This is a genomic window from Allofrancisella frigidaquae, from assembly GCF_012222825.1.
In the GTDB taxonomy this organism is placed as follows: domain Bacteria; phylum Pseudomonadota; class Gammaproteobacteria; order Francisellales; family Francisellaceae; genus Francisella; species Francisella frigidaquae.
In genome coordinates this window covers 456,155-475,258 of record NZ_CP038017.1, presented here as the reverse complement: position 1 = coordinate 475,258, position 19,104 = coordinate 456,155, and the positions used below count along the sequence as shown (strand labels likewise).

Genomic DNA, 19,104 nt, shown 5'->3' with positions numbered 1-19,104 from the left:
TTTGTAACACTCTCTGCAAATTGATACTTCGTTATTAAATTATATTTTAAAATAAATTTATTTTTAATTTGCATAATAAACTATAAGGATTAGATTATAATATAACCAATAAACACTTGGTAGCTAATATTTGCAATTAATAGAGATAAAAGTTCAAAAGGTATATAATTACTACACAATTTAGCTAATCCTCAAAAAATATGGAAGCTGTAAATCTATATCATAAAAACGATTATCTAAGACAAGATAATAATGTATCTTATAAAGAACATTTCTCCCCATTTAGAAGAGATTATGCTAGAGTCGTGCACTCATCATCATTTAGAAGACTACAAGCGAAAACACAAATTTTTCCAAACTTTGAAAATGATTTTTTTAGAAATAGGTTAACTCACTCTCTAGAGGTTGCTCAAATAGCAAAATCTATAGCAGTTAAACTAAATTCTGAACATGGTCTGAATTTAGACTACGATCTCATAGAAACGGCTGCTCTTTGTCATGATATAGGTCATCCACCATTTGGTCATAATGGAGAAATAGCCCTAAATAAAAAAATGCAGAATTTCGGTGGCTTTGAAAGCAATGCCCAAACACTTAGATTAATCTCCCATACAGCAAAAAAAGATGTAGACCAAAAACAAAGCTTTGGCTTAAATCTAACGTATAGGACTCTAGCTGCTACTATAAAATATGACTGTTTAATACCTCCTATTAGTGAATTAGGTGTTCTAACTAAAGGATACTATAACGAAGAAGTTAAGTTAGTTGAGGATATAAAGCAAAAACTCCTAGAACCATATACCACTGAACTAAACCAACCTTTTAAAACCATAGAATGCTATATAATGGATGTTGCCGATGATATTGCTTACTCAACTTATGATGTTGAAGATGCACTTAAAGGCGGCTTTATTGACCCACTATCTATGGCTAGCATCGATGATAAACTGCTACAAAAAATCCTAGCTGCAATGCCTGAAGATTTAGAAATTACAGCCAGTGAAATTAAGGAAATATTAAAAGATATTTTTTCAAATTATATTGACTTTAAAGCAGATAGTAGAGATATCTACAGGATTTCTAAAAATATAGCAAACAATAGTCTTCTACGAACAAAATTAACATCAAAGCTAGTGAATAACTGCATTCAAAATATCAAATTAGATTTAAACAAAAGTATTCCTATTATTTCAAAAGTTTATTTGGATGATCAAGTTAGAAAACAAGTTGAAGTGCTTAAAAAATATATTTTATTTAAAATAATAAAATCACCAAAGCTAAATATCCTACGTTATAGAGGTAGAGAAATAATTTCAGAAATTTTTGATATTCTGATTGAGTCAACTCCTAACGATAGTCTATTGCCTGACGATATCGGAGCTATTTTCTACAACGCAAAAAGCACTCACCAAAAGGCTAGAATTATAAGCGACTATATATCATCTATGACAGATAGATATATTATAGAACTTTATAACCAGTTCAAATCTGACCCTTCTGCGATGATATTTAAACCTTTTTGATAAATTTACTTGAAGCTACTAAGCCTATAAGCGAAACTACACCTGCAAAAACTATTAAGTATGCTGGTATCAATAATAATTTTGTCTCGGAGATTAGAAATATCGTAAAAGCTGGGATCCCCGCAGAAAATACTAAATACCCAAGGTTATAAGCTAAACCAAGTCCTCTACCTCTATAATCAAAATTAAAATAATTAACAATTATCACATTATATGTAGAGGCAAAAAATCCCATAACAATTGATAAAATTATAAAACATAAATATATACTCTTACCATCAAGTATGTTTTTATAAAAAATAGGAGCAAGGGATATGCTTATAATGATCAATATACCCATTAGTTTTTCTTTTGACATATAGTCACTTATAAAACCACCTACTATACAGCTAATAGTCATTATGATAGAACCTATTAGAAGTAAGTTTGCCAGCTCTACTTTTGAAGTTAAATACATTTGGTAAAATGACGGTAAAAACATATAAAGCTGTGTTGTTAACATAGCAATACACGCTACCAGCATCATACCTACTACAACCTTAGCAACAAATGATAGTAAGCTAGTATTTTGGTTATTTAAATTTATAGTAAGCTTTGGTAAATGATCATCGACTATACCTTTTCTTAGAAAGAACAAAGTAAACGTAAATATTGCTCCTATTAAAAATCCTATTCGCCAGCCATATTCTTTTACAAAATGATCACTTGTGTAGTTAGTTACTATAAAGAGAACTACTGTTGTCATCATAATACCAAAGCTTAGGCAAGAAAAAATAATTCCTGTTACTAAACCTTGTCTCTTAGGGTAATTCTCTATACTAAATATTATAGCTACTGGAATTTCTGCACCTATAGCCATAGCTTGGATACATCGTAATGTAACAAAAAATAATGTCGCCCAAATTCCTATACTTTGAACTCCTGGTAAAATAGCTAATAATAAAGTTGAGCAAAATAATAAAATCATGTTTAACTTTAAAATAAAAGCTCTGCCTCTTTTATCTGCTATATAACCAAATATCCAAGCACCAAATGGTCTTACCAAATAGCCTACTACGTAAACTAAAAACACCATTAGTGTGCTACTAATAGTATTATCTTTATCAAAAAATTTCTCCCCTATTGCAACTGCAAAAACGGAATATATAGCCAAATCATAATACTCGAAAGCAGAACCAAGGCTTGAAAAAAGTAATTTTTTATATTTATTCATAGTATAAACTAAAATCTAGCATTAAAAAATCATATTAATCCATTAGAGGGTATAAAGAAACTCCTAAATAACCTAAATTGTTCAAGTTAACTAACGTAGGCTGGAGGAAGTTCTAAGATTTCAATGGTCAGAGTATAATTCTTAATTCCTAGACTTATTGCGTCTAAGTATTTAACTAACAGCAACCTTAATTGATTTGCTATATTGACTAAATGCTCTTGTTTACGTCCAGATAGAACCTTTATGGTCAAATGTATTAGTTCTTCAGAAGCTAAACCTCCAACCATACAACTATCATAAACATAAACTCTATTTTTAAAAGTTTCTAGTTTAGTAGGTAGACTATTTATCAAATATTCTTGTGCTTTTTGAATAATGTTATTAACAATTTGTTTATCAAATTTTTGCGAAACTTCTACTATTATATGTGGCATACACCTAAACTCCTTTACAAAATATTTTCTTAGTTAGGCTTTAAATTTTTTTAGCTTGTACTGTTTTATTATATTATACCAATTCCAACATAAATTGGTGCATTTATCACAAAGGAGTTTATGACTAATTTAAGTTTTTGATGTGCAGGCTATAACAGTGGCTATTGGTAAATATTAAAGGATTAAATTAGGTATGAAATACAAAGTTAGAAAGTAATAATATGTATTGGAATTGGTATTATTTTCTAACAACCCAAATATTACTAATTAATTTTAACTAGTGACTATTAATTACACACCTACCAAATCTATTGACTTATAGTTATAATCATAGTCAGTAAACATAATTGTTTATGTTAAAACTAAGGAGAAAAATATGAATATAAAAAGAAAATTAATCTCAATAGTAACCTTAAGCCTAATGGGGTCTTCAGCTTTTGCTACTGAAGCTTGGTCTACTTCTGACCTAAGTAGCTACTCTGCAGGTACTATTGTAACTGATCAAGGCAAAACTTATAAATGTAAACCTTGGCCATATGAAGGTTGGTGTAAATCAGCTGCGTATAGACCTTCTGGTATATATGGTGCTGATGCTTGGGATGAGACAGGTCCTGGTCCAAGTCCAACTCCAGCTGAAAAGGTTACAGCAAATGTTTCTATTCAAGGTCAACTTCCTACTACGGCTGATATCGATTTTGTAAGTCCAAAAGGTACTTTTACTGTTTCAAATGGTAAAGTTACTTTAGAATATCCAAAAGATGGCTCAGAAACTTATACTGTTAAACTTAAAGGTGATGAAGGTACTATTTCTCCTTCTACAGTAACAGTTTCTGCTACAACTACAACTATTGCGTTAACTTATACCGCAAAACCTGCTCCTGAACCTACTCCAGGTATAAAAGCCTGGGATCCTTCTGCTGTTTATACTGCAGGTGACCAAGTAACATATAACAACTCTATATACGAGGCTAAATGGTGGACGCAAGGTAACAACCCTGAAACTTCTGGAGAATGGGGACCTTGGAAACTAGTAGGTGAAGATCCTGCTAAAGAAAAAGCTACTCTTACTATTACTATACCAGCAAAGCCTGCCTTTGTTACTGACTCTTCTTTACCTACTGTAACTGTATTTGATAAAAATAACACTAAAGTAGCTGAGAAAAATGTTAATTGGAACTCTTCTGTTGACCTTAAAGTCCCTGCAGGAGAATTAAAAGTTTCTGTTAGCTCTATCGGTTCCAGCCGTGGTACTGCAACTCCTAATAACTTCTCTATAGCTAAAGGTGAAACTAAAAACATCGCAATAAGTTATGAACAAGCACAAGTAGGATCTATAAACTTAATAGCCTCTGCAGACAGAAGCGTTTCAAAAGCTGTAGATTATGTAGTTAAGGATGAAGCTGGAAATGTCGCTTCAGAAGGTACCGTAAATTTCACTTCTCCAACAGTTATTGATGACTTACCTGCATCTACTGAAGGTGTTAAATATACAATTACGGCTAAAGACTTTACTTATGATGGCAGAGCGTACGTATCAGAACCTACTGAAGTAGTAGTCTATAGCTTTAATAAGTCAGAAGCACAATTACAATTTACATCAGAAGAAATCCCAACAGAAGCTGTAAATATTACTGTTACTGATCTACCAAAAGGTAAAGAGACTACTTTAAAATTCACAAGTAGTAATGGTGATTCTCAACAACTAAAGGTTAACGCTAGTGGTGTTTATACTGAGCAATTACCAAAAGATGGTAATACTTGGACTGTAACTGCTGATAAAATCTCTGGATATAAGGCTAATATAAGTCCTAACTCTTTTGTGGCTGATCAGGATAGTCTGGATATAACTATAAAATATTCTGAGGCTCCAACGTCAGAATGGCCTGATCGAGTAATAGTCGGTTACGTTAGAGGTTATGATGCACCATGGTATAGTCAGCCAGATACAACAAATGAAATGATTACAGAAGCAATGAAACGTGGATATAATGTTATAGTTTATGCATTTGCAGGACAAGATTTTCATGGCACTGTTGAAGGAAAACAAATCGATATTAATGGGGTTGGATACACACAATTCACTGATGATATGAAAGCTAGAATTCCTGAGCAACAAAAAATTATTCATGACAATGGGGGCATATCTTTACTTTCTATTGGTGGTGGAGTAAATTACTTTACGCCTGATATGAATAATGATGCGGCAGGAACTGGTAAAGCTATGGGTAAATTCTTAGCAGACAATGGTTTTGACGGTCTTGATGTCGATGTTGAGCATCCTACAAATGGAGCTGAGAAAGAGGCTAACTTTATAGCGTATATTAATGCCATGAAAGCTGAATATATGTCTATAACAGGTAAAACGCCATTTTTAACTGCTGCACCCCAAATTAACGGATGGTACGGTACTGGCCAATGGGCAAGTGGTAGTGCAAAATTTGCTGAAGCCATGTATACCCAACAATTCATGGATGACGCCCAATTTGATGCTGTGTTTATACAAACGTATAATCAATATGGTGGTGCAAACTTTGGTGGTAAAAAAGGATATGATGTTGGTTTCTTAAGCATGACGTTTAATTTACTAAGTCCAGAAACTCGTGATAAAATGCCTGGAATCACAGAAGATGCTTTCTATGTACCAAAAGAAACAAAAATAGTCCTTGGTGTTCCAGATTATAAAGATCCATCTGTTACAGAGGCTGCTTATATACAAGGCGCTTGTTTAGCTGATGCATCATGTTCTGGTGTAGGTTTGTATAACCCTGCTGATATCACTAAAGATATAACAGATGGGGATCTTGAAAAATACAACCAGTACGGTGGCGTGATGACCTGGATCCTAAATTCAGACTCTTACCAAGGATGGACTTGGGTTGATGGCGTTAAAGACGTAGCTTATAACTAAGCTTAACTAGCTTTGAATCTATTATCTAAAACTAAAATTTATCTTATATTCTTAAAAATGTTCTAAAATATTTCTTTTATGAAATTAATCTAGATATTGCAACCATACAACCAGTTTGCTATAAAACTATTGATTATACGTTTTTAACAGATTATTTTTACACTAAAATGTATCAACGACCGGTATCTTCATTATGTTTAAAAAAATCCTGTTAACGTTGCCTTTAATTTTAGTTCCTTACTTATGTAATGCAACAATAGCATATGTGGTATACTTATCTCCTGTATTACAACAGCAATATTATATAGGTAAGGCATTTCAGCCTCATGGAGGAAGTGGAAATTGCAGAACTGGCGACTCGGACAGCATTCACCTTGTTGTGCAATGTAACACACTTTTTACTGATGAGAAAGTTCAGTTTCCAATATTAAATAAAACAACCCAAGAAAAAGAAGCAGAGATAGATGTTTTTGACCCTGCGATTGGATATAGCTACTTATTTTTTAAGGTACGTGGCAAAAAAGTAGCTTTATGTTACACGGACAGTTGTGATGATAATAATAAATATTTTAATATTTTTCCAGTAGGCCCCATTAAATATGAAGGGCAAGATGCTGAATTTCAGTTAATAAAAATACAATGACCACATCAGTATAAAATTAACTCCAAAGAAACGACTTAATATCTTGAAATTTATTTATATCTTAACTTATTGCTAGCTTTTTACCTAGCTAAGGCTATTGAATTAATTTAACAAAGAATGTTGAAGTAGTTTTGATAGTAATTCTAGAATGAGGCAGTTGATAATTTCCACCCCTACTTGTTAATATACTTTATAGCAACTCATAGAAACGACTAGGGTATCTGCATTTTGGTTTCTATACTTTAGATATGTGCTAGTTGTAGTAGCTCAAACTTGACGGTGCCCGTGCGCTATAATAAGCTAAAACCTTTTTTATATAATCCTTTTCGCCAACTCCCTAGAGAAGTTTTCACCAACATAAGTCCGCTCGACCCCAGATATGAATTACCATTCTTATATTTCCCAATAAGGTCCATATTCAAAATAAAATTAAATTCCTTATAATATTTGTCATCATGTTCTACCAAAAAGTCGGTAACGTCTTCGTCCAGATTAAGATAACCAAGGTTATATAACGAATAACTTATAATTCCAACATTAGTAATAATGCCTGGGTATTTGCCGAGAGATGATAATGTAGGACCTTTATTAACTGTATCTATTGTTTTTCTGAGGCGCTTCAATTCTTCATTTTCATTTTCATTTTCATTTTCATCTTCATCTTCTTCTTCATCTTCTTCATCTTTTTGCTTACGCATTAATTCTTTAATTTCATAAAAACGTTCAAAGAGGCCATCTTGATGGCGGGTATTAATATATTTATCCCGCCACGAGTGACCAAAATTAGTATTCAGCTCTTTATTTAACAGCGCGTTGCTAGACATAATGATATACAATAAAACTGGATGGCGAGCATAATAAGATACCATCGCGTTAGAATCTAAGTTCACTGCAAGAAACTTATAATATTCGTAATCACTATTCTCAAAGCATGCATTCGCAGCTTCATAATAATCATAAACTCCAATAAACTTACCTTGATCGACCTTGCGACAAATCGGCACACAACCCTTCGATTGACCGATAAATTTCAAATTATTCGCACTAAACCATGGTTTAATTACATCCTTTTCACAAGACTCGGTTAAATGCTGTTTGATAGAATTCTTATTTGTTGGAAGCTGAACTTCTGGACTAACTGGCGCGTAACCATAGTCTAAGTATATACCTCCATATAGATACAGAATAACAAATCTCAAGATATCAGCAGATAGGGCTGGTGTTACTGATTGAAAGTTTGATGCAAAAGTAAGCTGCTCGGTAAGGAGACGTTTTAAAGTAAGCTTCCTTTTCTTGTCAGCATGCCTGCTCAATACAATTTCAAGATCCTGGTTTAAGTCCGGTTCTTCAAGAAGACTTGAAATATCTCGTATTTCAAAAGAATTTTGTCTGGACATTGGAATAGTACCGATGGCACTTTTTTGATGCCATAAAACATATTTTATATCGTGCTTGAGCTGGCTACTGAGGTTTCCCCAAGTTCTCTCAAAGTGTGATGTGACTTTGAGCGCTAGTTCGTTAAAATCTTTAGGTAGATTTCCCAGGTATACCGAATGCACGTATATCAATCGTCTTCCAAACCGTCCGCGTGGTTGTTTACCATTTGGCATTTCTAGCTGATAACCCATCTCGATCATAAAATTAGATGCGGCACGTAAAATTTTGCGTAAAAGATTATACTGGTTGATTCTGTCATCGAGCTGATCGATACAAAAACGTAAATTCCGAATGCAATCTTGCATTTGTTTTAATTCGAGCTCACTTACGTAGATTGAGATAGGGTTGGTGGTATAGGTTTTATCTAATGCTGGCATCGTGCAGATGTAATCAAAACCTCGGACCATCGTGTATGGATTTTTCGTTACTTTAATATAAGTTTCCAATGTGCTTTTTGCCTTAGAACAAAACATAGAATACTCGTTATTAGTCAAGCATTTAAAAAGACTTTGTTTTATTTCGGAGAGATTTTTTATAGCTGGCATTTCGAAAGTCCTGTTAGTTTATAAAAGCGATCTTACTATATACAATATATCAAATATACAAGCTAATTGAAAAAATAGGGTTTATTTTAGAATTTTTTACCATTATCTAGCATGAAGAAATCTACTACTTTAAATTTTAATTTTTTAGATAGTCCTCTATGTACTCTTATCCTATTTTTGAGGTCAGAAAACTTTCAGTCATCAAGATAAATTGTAGTATTTGGGATAAATAAACCTGGAAGATTCTTATAGGTAAATAAGTAGTCTAAATTTGAACATAAACTAGCATACGCAGCTCTAAGTTTATCGTGAATATATGTAGCTTCACCAGTCTCATAATTTACAGTCTTTTCATTTATTTTAGTCTTTTTTTTAGAGACATTTGTAAATAATCCTTTTTAAAACCTTAGTCTACAACATTTACAGCTATGTTTTAGACCCTATTTTTTTCAATTAGCTCTAGTATTTTAGTTACAAAATGATTTAAATATAATACTTTGACATGATTTTAACAGAGATAAAAGTAGTTAAGTACATTTAATATGGTGCCCGGGGCCGGACTCGAACCGGCACGGAGGTTAAGCTCCGAGGGATTTTAAGTCCCTTGTGTCTACCAATTTCACCACCCGGGCAATGTTTGGAGGTCGAGGCCGGAATCGAACCGGCGTCCAAGGCTTTGCAGGCCTCTGCATAACCATTTTGCTACTCGACCACACATACAAAGAAGAGTGTGGAGCGGGAAACGAGGCTCGAACTCGCGACCCCAACCTTGGCAAGGTTGTGCTCTACCACTGAGCTATTCCCGCTTTTATAAAGTCATATATTACCTTATTTTGAAACATTGTCAATACCGATATGGTCTTTAATTAAAAGAAAATATTACTTACACTTACTTATTAACCTCAAAACTAATCTTAAATAGGTTTTGAATATTATCAAGAATTTTTAAATTAGTGTTATTACTTAAATTTACTTTTCCATTTTTCACCGAATTATTATTACTTATGTTTTCTAGATCTTCTGTCAAACTTACTAATAATACATTTTGGTTCAATGGCTTATTTGCTTTTGCATGCATCCTAATACTTTGTGGATTCTGTAAAAACATAGCAAGAGATGATAATACTTTCTGCAAAAATACATCTTTTTGTTGAGACGCCATAAGCTGTAACAAAGCACCATAAGAAGCTAATATTTGCTGAGGCGTGGTATTAGGATCTTTATTGGTGTATCTAGCAAGTATTTCTAGTAATCCATGGTTAGCAAAACTAACATCTATATTAGAAATGCACAGCTGACTCTTACATTTATAAAGGCTATTCATGTCCTGAGAACCAGATGCCCCTATATATGGCAATATGTTAAGCTTACCGTTTACTATTCCTTGGTAGCTAGTGTTTAACTCAGCTAAATCTTTACTTACTAAGTTTAAGCTTGAATTATAAGTTAAGCCAGTACTATAGTTTTTCTTAGAAGCTACATTTAAATAAATACTCTGTCTTCCCAAGGTTTTAAAAATAGCTTGAAAAGGTGAATTTTTGTCAAATAAATTACTGTCAAACCTCAAAGCTATTTTGGTGTTATCATTTATTGAGGTAATATAAGCATTTTCTAATAGATGTTCATAATTTGTAGAGAAATCTTTTAACTTAATATCTGCTAGATTAATACCATCTATAACCAAACCAAAATTTATATAGTTACTTGAATCTAACTTACCATTTACATTCAAACTAAACTGTCCTTTTTTCTCTGACAAAGCTCCTTTAGTTTCAAAGGTTACTTTTTTATCATAATCTTTACCTAGATATTGAACTGAAACTGCTCTTATAAGCTCTGAGAGATTCATATCAAACTCAAGCTCTTTTAAGCTTGCCTGTTGCACAGCATCCTCTACGCTAGCTAAGAAATCTGAATCTACAACTATATTTGACAAATCAATGTCATCTAGCTCAACTTCACTTTGTATAAATTCTTTCTTATTATTTGTAGAATCAAGTTTAAGATCTAAAGTTTTCTCGTAGTTATTATAAACCATTTCCAGGTCATATATGCTCTGACCGAGATTATTCATTATAACACTAAATAGACCTTTATTTTCTACCAGGTTTTTTGGATCTGTCTGAGCGCTAACAACATTACTATTTGCAACTGAAGTAGCCAAATTAGTTATACTAAGTCCTTTAACTTTTATAACGTAATCATGCGTTACATTTTTCCCGAAATTTAGATCCTTTGTGATTATTTCATTGATAGAAAGATTTGGGTTTTTATCCCCGCTAATAACTAAGACATCTTCTATTATAATCTGACCATCACTCCCACGCTTAATATCACCTACTGTTATTTGGGTTTGGTATGGAAATAATGAATCTATATTATCTATTACTATTTTTTCGATATTTTTATATTCACTGCTAGAATACTGAATTTGTGTACCATTATTAATATCCGTTGCATACAAACCAACTGCACCTAACGTTATTATACAAACTGATGTTAATAAAAATATTTTCTTTAACTTCATACTTTTCCTTTTGTGTTTTTTTAACTTAGTTTTTCCAACTTCAAAAATTCTAAATCTTTTTTTCGCAATGAGAATGTACCACAACTTGTCTCAAAAGCTATAGGACCACCCAGGATCGATTTATTTATAACTTTCATTTGTTGACCTTCTATCACACCCATTGCTATTATCTTATCTTTAAATGCTTTCGGACAATCATCACTAAACCCACAAACTATAAGCTTATCATTTTTCTTAAAACTCATACAAAACTCTATATATTTTTATGCAACTATTAATTATAATCATTTTTAGTATAACATTAATAGCTTAAACGCAAAGTTAGTTTGATAAAATTTTATAGCTTATGAAAGATCTCTCTAGACTGAATATTCCCAAAAAACCAAAAGACTCTTCAGAGCAAACACAAAAACCTATTACTTCTAACACGAGAAGAAAAAAAATCATTGTCTTGTTTATTGTTGGCTTACTAAGTATTGCTGTTGCATCTAAGATTATAAACAAACACTTAAAGAAACAAAAAGCTCAGGAAAAAGTTCAGATTGAGACTAACAATAACACCTCTACTATGGAAAAAAGCTCTAGCAAACAAGCAGATAGTAAGCAAAAAAACCACTCGAAAGATAACGATAACAAAATGGTTTTTACATTTTACGATAACCTGAAAAATGAGAGCGTTATTGTAGATGCTAAACCTCAAGCACAAAGAGCTCAATACAAATATACCTACGTATATCAAATTGCTTCCTTTAGAAACATGAATGAAACTACTTATTACGTTAGTAAAATAAAAGAAGCTGGTCTTGAACCTAAATTCGAGTATGTAGGAAATTGGATCAGGATGTACATCGGACCTTATGACAGTACTAGAGCTATGGCACCGGATATTATTAAACTCCAACGAATTGGTTTAAACGGTGGCTTTACTAGAGAGATCAGTAAAACAAAAATTGAACCTACAGAAGATAACAATAATAAATCTAAATAAGCCACAGAACTGGGCTAAAAGTTATTTTTTAACTCTCTTAACCTTACAAACATCTCTCTACCTAATTTATACTTTGGTAGTGCTTTTAAAAGTGTTTTATCATCTATAGATCTAATAAAAATATTAAGTTTACTCTCTTCTGCTAAATCTACAATTGGTTTATCTTCTGCTTCTAATTCTACAATATGATTTTTATAATAATTTAAATAACTATCATCTGGAAGAACACTTAGTGCAAAATCTAAATTATTTTTCCAATAATCATGAGCTGGATATAGTTTTATATTACTATTTAAATTGGTTATTTTTACAATAGAATCATATAACTGATTAACATCTGCTGTTTGAGCGTGTACACCACCAACCCCTGCATTAAATAACGTATCACCACAAAAAAGGGCTTTTTCTTCGTCAAATAAAAAACTTACATGGTCAGATATGTGTCCTGGTGTATATAATACCCCAAACTTAGTAAACCCAAAATCTATACGGTCATCATCCTTGACATAAACATCTGGCTCAAATAAATCATTGTTTGCATAAGCATATATTTTAGCAGTTGGAAAATCTTGTTTAAGCTTTTTGACACCTGCTATATGATCACCGTGTTTATGAGTCACCAAGATTGCTTTTAGGCTAAGTTGTTTACCAATAATGAAATCCCTAAAAATATCTGACTTTAAAGGGTCAATTACTATAGCATTTTGTTGGTCATACAACAAGTATTGATAATTTCGTAGACTATTATTTAGAAACCATCTTTTGATTAACATAGATTTCCCTAATATTTACTATAAACAAGTCTAGCTTCCGATAAATCAATTCCAGCTACACTGCCATTTTTTATATAAAATCTACATAATATATGCTGGTATTTTTCTAGCTCATACTGTGATAAAAATGCTTTAATATTGGTCTCAATATATTGATAAATCATCTTGAAACTTTGAGTATCTGACTTTATCATAGCTAAACTTAACAAAGTAAGGACGCTATCATAATTTTTATTAGCTTCATTGCAAACTCTTGAATATAGCTTAGGAATTTCTATATTAAAAGCGTTAACGTACATATAAAGCATCTTTGAATCAATCTGTACTTTGCCCAATTGTTTTTTCATAAATCTCTGAGCTGTAGAAGTGTCGTTAAATTTTAAAAGTTGCTCAACGTATACCCTACTTAGCATTGCAGTAGCATCACACTTGTTGTATATATTTGTCAATTGACTAGCATCTTTTGCTTCTTTTAATGCTAATATTATTAAAGCTTCTTCATTTTGTGTTTCTAAATAAGAATTATATTTCTCTAAAATATATAATGCAAAATCTTTATCACTATTAGCTAAAGCTGTTTTTGCTGCCAAATTAACTATATGTGGTAAAAATTTACTATTACGCGCAGTTAAAAGTCCTTTCACGCTAGCTTGAGCATCTGAAATTTTATTCGTTAAATATTGCAAATACACTTCAAAAAACTTATAAGCAAAGCTTTGCGGGTCAAGCTGCTTAATCGCAAGCTCGAGGGCTTTTATATCATTTTTTTTAACAAAAATACTTAGCTTTTTAAATATCACATAATCTTGTAAATATTTAGGCGTAAATTTAATAAGCTTGGTTAAGCCTAATTTAGATATAAGCTCGTTATGTTCTAATAAAATATCTGCCATAAGATCAACAAACTTTTCCTGCTTATTAATCACAAACAAGCTTATAAACCAACTAAATACTAGATAAGGCAAGCTAAGTATTAATCTAAAAAGTCTATAACCAAAAACTGCAAGAAAAAGTATAATCGCAAGTATAAAAATAAAAGCAACTAAATTTATTTTTATAGACTTATCTGCTAGAACAAGCATTACAAACCCATGGTATTTAGTCGCCCAAATACCTATCAGTGTAGCTGCAGCAACTACAAATATAAGCTTAAAAATTTTTATCATTTTCCACTTCCTTTTGCTTATGCTCTACTAAACTACTTTTATTACCTGCTAAAAGCTGGTTTTGTTGTTTAACCAAAGCTTCAACAGTATTTTCTAAACTATCATTCAAATTCCGTCTATCTTGAGCATTTAAATCTGTAATAGCTTTCTCTAAATTTTTAGCGTCCTGGTTTTGAATAAATCTTTGTTGCAAAATTTCTAGCAAGTTTGCTTTAGTTTTATCTATAACAACTTGATCATTAGCATACACAGCATTTTGTAAAGCTATTAAAGCATTATAAAGATTACTTGCCACCACATATTTAGCTTCGTTAGTCGATACTATTTTTTGGTTTTTTGGAATATCTTGTATCTCGATAACTGAGCTTAAGAAACTTAAATACTTGTTAGATTTTGTAGTATCAGTTTTAGTTTGGTCTAAATTTTCCGGTGTTATATAAATAAGTTTGTCTAATTGTTGTTGTATATTAATAAAAACATTAACGATATCACTCCTAGAATCATATTGATCCAAAGCTTTTTTAATGTTTTGCATATCATTTGCACTTAAATTAGCAACCTTACTTGCTTCTATCTTACTAAAAGCGATGCTTACCAACTCTTTAGCTTTAGCTGTATTTCCATTAAATAAAGCTACATCTTTTGCCAAGGTCAAATAATCAATAGCTGATTGGATATTAATAATACTCATTTGCATATATATATCTTTAGTTGGAGTAGCAATTTGGTTATTTAACGCTTCTAACTGACCTTGAATAGCTCTTAAATTACTTTGCTGAGCCTGTGCTAGAAAGCCTTCTTGCTCTATAGATTTTATCTGGCTAGATTGTGTAGCTTTTAACTGATTAACTTGGGATTGTAGTTTTTCGTAGAATTGGTCTATTTGCTGGGATTTTTTAGATTCTATAGTTGAATTAACAAGCATATATCCAGTTAGACCTATAGCAATCAAAGACCCCACTAAACTAAGCTTTGATATCATTGTATTTGACGTAATATTTGACGCTGTTTTTTTATTCTCTTTTGGATCACTATTTTGATTACTTTTCTCTACTGACATAATCATTAGCCTCTATATGTTGTAATATTTTTACATAAATACAATAATTACTTAATTTTTCAAGTTTTAACGTATTATGGAACCCTTGTGAATTAACAAATTTTAACATTTTTGTGCTCGTTATGGTAACTATACTATCTCCAGGTAGCGGTATTTTTTCAAAAATTCTGTTTAAAGATTTAAATACATCTATACTTGTTGTTATTATGAACCTAGGCTGTTTGTCTCCCCACAGTTTTAAATATTTAGTATATAAAGCTTCCTTACTCTCAAAAGCGCGTTGATAAGTTTCAAACTTTTGACAAGTTGTATGTTTACTTATTTCCTTTTCTAAATACTCATTACCATCAACACCTGAGAAAATAGCAAACTTCCTATCAGATAAACCTTGCTTTGAGATGAGTTTAAACAGCTCTTTAGAATTATATTCTTTTGGATGCTTTGCATTAAGATTAAAGTTTGCTAGATGCTTTGCTGTTGTAGCACCAACACTATATATAGACTTATCCATAAAATTAGATGGTAAATACTGACTAAATAAACTTTCCACAGCATATTTACTTGTAAATATAAAATCCGTGTAATTTTCAATTTTAAAATTTATTTTCTTATGTACTATTTTTATAGATGACAGTACCTCAACTGACAAACCGCTAGACTTAAATAATTCAGCAAGTTGCTTAGCGTCATCATATGGACGAGCAATCAGTATATCCATTTACTGGTGTTTAAGTGCCTGTGAATATATATAGTCTAGCATAGACTTTAGTCCATTTACTCTAGTAGCGCTCAAATTACTACCAAAGCCTATTTCTTTTATAAAGTCTGTGGTTGATTGTAATATATCACTAGGCTTTGAATCATTATAAACCCTAAGAAGCAACCCTATTAAACCAGAAACAATCAAAGCATCACTTGTAGCTATAAAGTGTAACCTATCATCTATTATATCGCTATCAAACCAAACTTGCGATTGACATCCTTTGACAAGGTTTTGTTGCACTTTTTTCTCCTCTGGAAAATGGGTTAGTTGCTTCCCTAAAGATATTATATAATCATACTTATCTTCCCAGTCTTCAAAAAAGGATAATTCTTCAACTAAATCTTGTTGTCTTTGAATAACTTGATTTTGCATTTGTGCTATTGGCTTCTCTAGAACCTTAAAATAAATAATTTGCTAATATTAACACAAACAATAAAGCTTATAAACTTTATAGCTTTCCCAAAATTATAGTTGGATATTAAATACATAAAAAATGTTTAAAAAAACAAAATATATATTGACAGTACAAGTAAATGGTTATAGAATACTCCATGTTGTTCCCCGATAGCTCAGTCGGTAGAGCAGTTGACTGTTAATCAATTGGTCGGCGGTTCAAGTCCGTCTCGGGGAGCCAAAAATTTCACTTTCTCATGAAAAGTTTACATTTAGAGTCTTCTGGTTTTTATATTTATCTCCTCCTTTTTTAAGCTATGAATGCCAGATGACCCTAAATTTTCTCCAAGTAAAGTTAAACGTCTATAGCTAGTTTTAGTTCCTTTTGATTTATTTAAATTTCACAAACCTAATAAACACAACTGGAACTCTCTTTTAAAGGGCGGTTGTAAACTAAAATTACATGTTTCTAACCACGTTAAAATATTGTTGCCTTGTTACCATCTTGTCTAATTCCAAGCTTATAACAGTTTCTTTAACTATTTTTAGGACTTTAAGGTTACAATTTTACATTTGAGCTAAAGTTATGACGGTGCAGGTATAAAAAATGTAAAGTTTATTTTTTAAATATTGATTTATAATTTTAAATATGTATAATTAATAAAATAAATTAAACCTTAATTTATTACACTTACACACTTAACTTAAATAAGGTTTAATTTTATAACGACTCTTGATAGATGTAAGTTTCCCCTCAATTCTCATATCTCCTGACTTGCATCTATCATAAGTCTTTTTTCCTTATATTTTATAGTTGTTTTTTGCTATAATTCATGAACACGAATTATTATAAATTCAACAATTCATGAAAGCATCTCAAACTATTATTACTACTACAAAAGAGCTACCTAAAGAAGCTGTACTTATTAGTCACCAATACATGCTAAAAGCGGGCTTAATCAAAAAACTTGCGTCTGGAATATATACTTGGCTACCAGTTGGGCTAAAAGTACTACAAAAAATCCAAGACATTGTTCGTCAAGAAATGAATAAATCAGGAGCTAGCGAATTACTATTACCAAGTGTGTTACCTTCTGAACTTTTACAAGAAACTCATCGTTGGAGTAAGTTTGGTCCTGAGCTTCTAAAACTAAAAGATAGGCATGATAGAGATTTTTGCTATGGTCCAACCCATGAGGAGCCTATTGTAGATATGGCTAGAGATACGATCAAAAGTTATAAGCAGCTACCTTTAAACCTATATCAAATCCAAACAAAGTTCAGAGATGAAATCCGTCCTCGTTTTGGTGTGATGCGTGCTCGTGAATTTATTATGAAAGATGCTTACTCTTTTCATGAAAATAGCCAATGCTTACATACTACTTATCAACAAATGTATCAAACTTACTGTAATATTTTGGACAAAATCGGTTTAGAATATCGTCCTGTAAAAGCAGATACAGGTGCTATAGGTGGTGATAATAGTCATGAATTTCAAGTTCTAGCAAACGCTGGTGAAGATATTATTTGCTACAGTAATAGTAGTGATTATGCAGCGAATATTGAGCTAGCAACTTATGCAAAACCAGATTTTAGTAAAAAAGAAGTTTCTAAGAATCCTATAAAAAAGATTTATACTCCTGATATCAAAACTATTGAAAGCCTATGTAAGAAGATGGACTTTGATATTAAACAAACCGTAAAAACTATGATTATCAAAGATGCTAAAAACAATTTTTTTGCGTTAGTGATACGTGGTGATCACGAACTTAATGAAACTAAAATAAATAAACTAGAGCAAATAGTAGCACCGTATACTTTAGCCACAAAGGAAGAGATTTTCTCAATTTTTAATGCTAACCCTGGTTCACTTGGTATAAATAATTGCCCTATTCCGATAATTGCTGATTACAGTGCTGTAGCAATTACAGATCTATGTTGTGGTGCTAATGAGGACGATTATCATCTTAAAAATGTAAACTGGGATAAAGATGTAACGAACTATCAGGTTGCTGATATTAGAAATGTAGTTGCTGGCGATATCTCACCGGATGGTAAAGGTACCTTAGAATTAACTAATGGTATAGAGGTTGGCCATATTTTTGAACTTGAGGATGTTTATTCTAAACCGATGAATGCTAATATTATTGGGCAAGATGGCAAATCTAAACCTATGTTAATGGGCTGTTATGGATTTGGTGTATCCCGGGTTATAGCTGCAGCAATAGAACAATCTCACGACGATAAAGGAATCATCTGGCCAGAAGCTATAACCCCATTTCTAGTAACTATATTGCCTATCAATTACAACAAATCTGCGCAGGTAAAAGAAGTTGCTGATAAACTTTATCAAGACCTAATTTCCAATGGAATAGACGTACTCTTAGATGATCGTGGCAATCGCCCAGGAGTAATGTTTGCTGATGCTGATTTGATTGGTTGCTCTCACCATGTAATAATTGGTGATAGACTTCTTGAGCAAAATTTAATTGAATATAAAAACCGTAAAACTCAAGAAAAACAAGAAATCTCTATTGAACAATTAAAAGAAATTCTAAAAGTCTATTACTATAGTTATTCCAGCTAAGTTGTGTTTAAAAGTTAAAGCTAAGCTTATAGCTGTAGTAAGTAGGTTCCAGATCGTAAGTTTGGAATGACAAGCATTTTTCTATATTGTTTACTCGGATTAACTATACCCTATTTGACCAAACTTAAAATACCAGTATACTTC

The 19,104-nt window shown here is 31.9% G+C and carries 15 protein-coding genes and 4 tRNA genes; 6 read left to right on the top strand and 13 right to left on the bottom strand.

Features of this window, described 5'->3' with window-relative positions; translation table 11 throughout:
• Nucleotides 1–200: 200 nt before the first annotated feature.
• Entirely contained in the window at nucleotides 201–1,523 is a 1,323-nt protein-coding gene (locus tag E3E15_RS02225; RefSeq protein ID WP_172106425.1) for a deoxyguanosinetriphosphate triphosphohydrolase family protein, read from the top strand.
• Here E3E15_RS02225 and E3E15_RS02220 read toward each other — a convergent pair.
• Complete coding sequence (locus tag E3E15_RS02220; protein ID WP_172106424.1) at nucleotides 1,510–2,736, bottom strand: MFS transporter; 1,227 nt, start codon at nucleotides 2,734–2,736, stop codon at nucleotides 1,510–1,512. The two genes, E3E15_RS02225 and E3E15_RS02220, sit on opposite strands and share 14 nt — an antisense overlap.
• Nucleotides 2,737–2,822: 86 nt before the next feature.
• On the bottom strand, nucleotides 2,823–3,170 hold the full coding sequence (locus tag E3E15_RS02215) for a 5-carboxymethyl-2-hydroxymuconate Delta-isomerase (RefSeq protein ID WP_172106423.1): 348 nt from the start codon (nucleotides 3,168–3,170) through the stop codon (nucleotides 2,823–2,825).
• A gap of 376 nt (nucleotides 3,171–3,546) precedes the next feature.
• Between E3E15_RS02215 and E3E15_RS02210 the strand changes: the two genes are divergently transcribed.
• A complete protein-coding gene (locus E3E15_RS02210) occupies nucleotides 3,547–6,078 on the top strand; it encodes a carbohydrate-binding protein (protein WP_172106422.1) in 2,532 nt (843 codons plus the stop codon).
• Between the two features lie 193 nt (nucleotides 6,079–6,271).
• Nucleotides 6,272–6,721 carry a hypothetical protein gene (locus E3E15_RS02205; protein WP_172106421.1) on the top strand — a complete coding sequence of 150 codons (450 nt, stop codon included), beginning with the start codon at nucleotides 6,272–6,274 and terminating at the stop codon, nucleotides 6,719–6,721.
• A 290-nt stretch (nucleotides 6,722–7,011) separates the two neighbouring features.
• Here E3E15_RS02205 and E3E15_RS02200 read toward each other — a convergent pair whose 3' ends face one another.
• The 6 genes from E3E15_RS02200 to E3E15_RS02175 form a co-directional block, all read right to left on the bottom strand.
• Nucleotides 7,012–8,703 (bottom strand): glycosyltransferase, encoded by a 1,692-nt coding sequence (locus tag E3E15_RS02200; protein WP_172106420.1) that lies wholly within the window; start codon nucleotides 8,701–8,703, stop codon nucleotides 7,012–7,014.
• Nucleotides 8,704–9,246: 543 nt separating this feature from the next.
• Nucleotides 9,247–9,335, bottom strand: a tRNA-Leu gene (locus E3E15_RS02195).
• Between the two features lie 6 nt (nucleotides 9,336–9,341).
• Nucleotides 9,342–9,415 (bottom strand) — tRNA-Cys (locus tag E3E15_RS02190).
• A 19-nt stretch (nucleotides 9,416–9,434) separates the two neighbouring features.
• A tRNA-Gly gene (locus E3E15_RS02185) sits at nucleotides 9,435–9,509 on the bottom strand.
• 83 nt (nucleotides 9,510–9,592) lie between these two features.
• Complete coding sequence (locus E3E15_RS02180) at nucleotides 9,593–11,230, bottom strand: hypothetical protein (protein WP_172106419.1); 1,638 nt, start codon at nucleotides 11,228–11,230, stop codon at nucleotides 9,593–9,595.
• Between the two features lie 20 nt (nucleotides 11,231–11,250).
• Entirely contained in the window at nucleotides 11,251–11,475 is a 225-nt protein-coding gene (locus E3E15_RS02175) for a FeoA domain-containing protein (RefSeq protein ID WP_035721563.1), read from the bottom strand.
• Between the two features lie 101 nt (nucleotides 11,476–11,576).
• Here E3E15_RS02175 and E3E15_RS02170 point away from each other — a divergent pair, with 101 nt between their 5' ends.
• Complete coding sequence (locus E3E15_RS02170) at nucleotides 11,577–12,218, top strand: SPOR domain-containing protein (RefSeq protein WP_172106418.1); 642 nt, start codon at nucleotides 11,577–11,579, stop codon at nucleotides 12,216–12,218.
• A 14-nt stretch (nucleotides 12,219–12,232) separates the two neighbouring features.
• Here E3E15_RS02170 and E3E15_RS02165 read toward each other — a convergent pair whose 3' ends face one another.
• From E3E15_RS02165 to E3E15_RS02145, 5 genes are read right to left on the bottom strand one after another with little or no spacing between them, the layout of a single operon-like run.
• A complete protein-coding gene (locus E3E15_RS02165; RefSeq protein ID WP_172106417.1) occupies nucleotides 12,233–12,991 on the bottom strand; it encodes an MBL fold metallo-hydrolase in 759 nt (252 codons plus the stop codon).
• A gap of 8 nt (nucleotides 12,992–12,999) precedes the next feature.
• Entirely contained in the window at nucleotides 13,000–14,157 is a 1,158-nt protein-coding gene (locus E3E15_RS02160) for a heme biosynthesis protein HemY (protein WP_172106416.1), read from the bottom strand.
• Nucleotides 14,141–15,217 carry a hypothetical protein gene (locus E3E15_RS02155; RefSeq protein WP_172106415.1) on the bottom strand — a complete coding sequence of 359 codons (1,077 nt, stop codon included), beginning with the start codon at nucleotides 15,215–15,217 and terminating at the stop codon, nucleotides 14,141–14,143. Before E3E15_RS02155 ends, E3E15_RS02160 begins: the two co-directional genes overlap by 17 nt.
• On the bottom strand, nucleotides 15,198–15,935 hold the full coding sequence (locus E3E15_RS02150; RefSeq protein ID WP_172106414.1) for a uroporphyrinogen-III synthase: 738 nt from the start codon (nucleotides 15,933–15,935) through the stop codon (nucleotides 15,198–15,200). Before E3E15_RS02150 ends, E3E15_RS02155 begins: the two co-directional genes overlap by 20 nt.
• Nucleotides 15,936–16,352 (bottom strand): SufE family protein, encoded by a 417-nt coding sequence (locus E3E15_RS02145; protein ID WP_172106413.1) that lies wholly within the window; start codon nucleotides 16,350–16,352, stop codon nucleotides 15,936–15,938.
• A gap of 186 nt (nucleotides 16,353–16,538) precedes the next feature.
• On the opposite strand from E3E15_RS02145, the gene E3E15_RS02140 reads away from it, so the two are divergent.
• Both E3E15_RS02140 and E3E15_RS02135 read left to right on the top strand, forming a co-directional pair.
• Nucleotides 16,539–16,614 (top strand) — tRNA-Asn (locus E3E15_RS02140).
• Between the two features lie 624 nt (nucleotides 16,615–17,238).
• Nucleotides 17,239–18,960, top strand: coding sequence for a proline--tRNA ligase (locus E3E15_RS02135; protein WP_172106412.1), 1,722 nt, complete (start codon nucleotides 17,239–17,241; stop codon nucleotides 18,958–18,960).
• Nucleotides 18,961–19,104: the final 144 nt, after the last annotated feature.

Coding starts and splice junctions, on each gene's coding strand:
- E3E15_RS02160 (WP_172106416.1), bottom strand. CDS start 14,157: ATGATAAAAATTTTTAAGCTTATATTTGTAGTTGCTGCAGCTACACTG.
- E3E15_RS02180 (WP_172106419.1), bottom strand. CDS start 11,230: ATGAAGTTAAAGAAAATATTTTTATTAACATCAGTTTGTATAATAACG.
- E3E15_RS02220 (WP_172106424.1), bottom strand. CDS start 2,736: ATGAATAAATATAAAAAATTACTTTTTTCAAGCCTTGGTTCTGCTTTC.
- E3E15_RS02165 (WP_172106417.1), bottom strand. CDS start 12,991: ATGTTAATCAAAAGATGGTTTCTAAATAATAGTCTACGAAATTATCAA.
- E3E15_RS02225 (WP_172106425.1), top strand. CDS start 201: ATGGAAGCTGTAAATCTATATCATAAAAACGATTATCTAAGACAAGAT.
- E3E15_RS02200 (WP_172106420.1), bottom strand. CDS start 8,703: ATGCCAGCTATAAAAAATCTCTCCGAAATAAAACAAAGTCTTTTTAAA.
- E3E15_RS02170 (WP_172106418.1), top strand. CDS start 11,577: ATGAAAGATCTCTCTAGACTGAATATTCCCAAAAAACCAAAAGACTCT.
- E3E15_RS02145 (WP_172106413.1), bottom strand. CDS start 16,352: ATGCAAAATCAAGTTATTCAAAGACAACAAGATTTAGTTGAAGAATTA.
- E3E15_RS02175 (WP_035721563.1), bottom strand. CDS start 11,475: ATGAGTTTTAAGAAAAATGATAAGCTTATAGTTTGTGGGTTTAGTGAT.
- E3E15_RS02205 (WP_172106421.1), top strand. CDS start 6,272: ATGTTTAAAAAAATCCTGTTAACGTTGCCTTTAATTTTAGTTCCTTAC.
- E3E15_RS02155 (WP_172106415.1), bottom strand. CDS start 15,217: ATGTCAGTAGAGAAAAGTAATCAAAATAGTGATCCAAAAGAGAATAAA.
- E3E15_RS02215 (WP_172106423.1), bottom strand. CDS start 3,170: ATGCCACATATAATAGTAGAAGTTTCGCAAAAATTTGATAAACAAATT.
- E3E15_RS02150 (WP_172106414.1), bottom strand. CDS start 15,935: ATGGATATACTGATTGCTCGTCCATATGATGACGCTAAGCAACTTGCT.
- E3E15_RS02135 (WP_172106412.1), top strand. CDS start 17,239: ATGAAAGCATCTCAAACTATTATTACTACTACAAAAGAGCTACCTAAA.
- E3E15_RS02210 (WP_172106422.1), top strand. CDS start 3,547: ATGAATATAAAAAGAAAATTAATCTCAATAGTAACCTTAAGCCTAATG.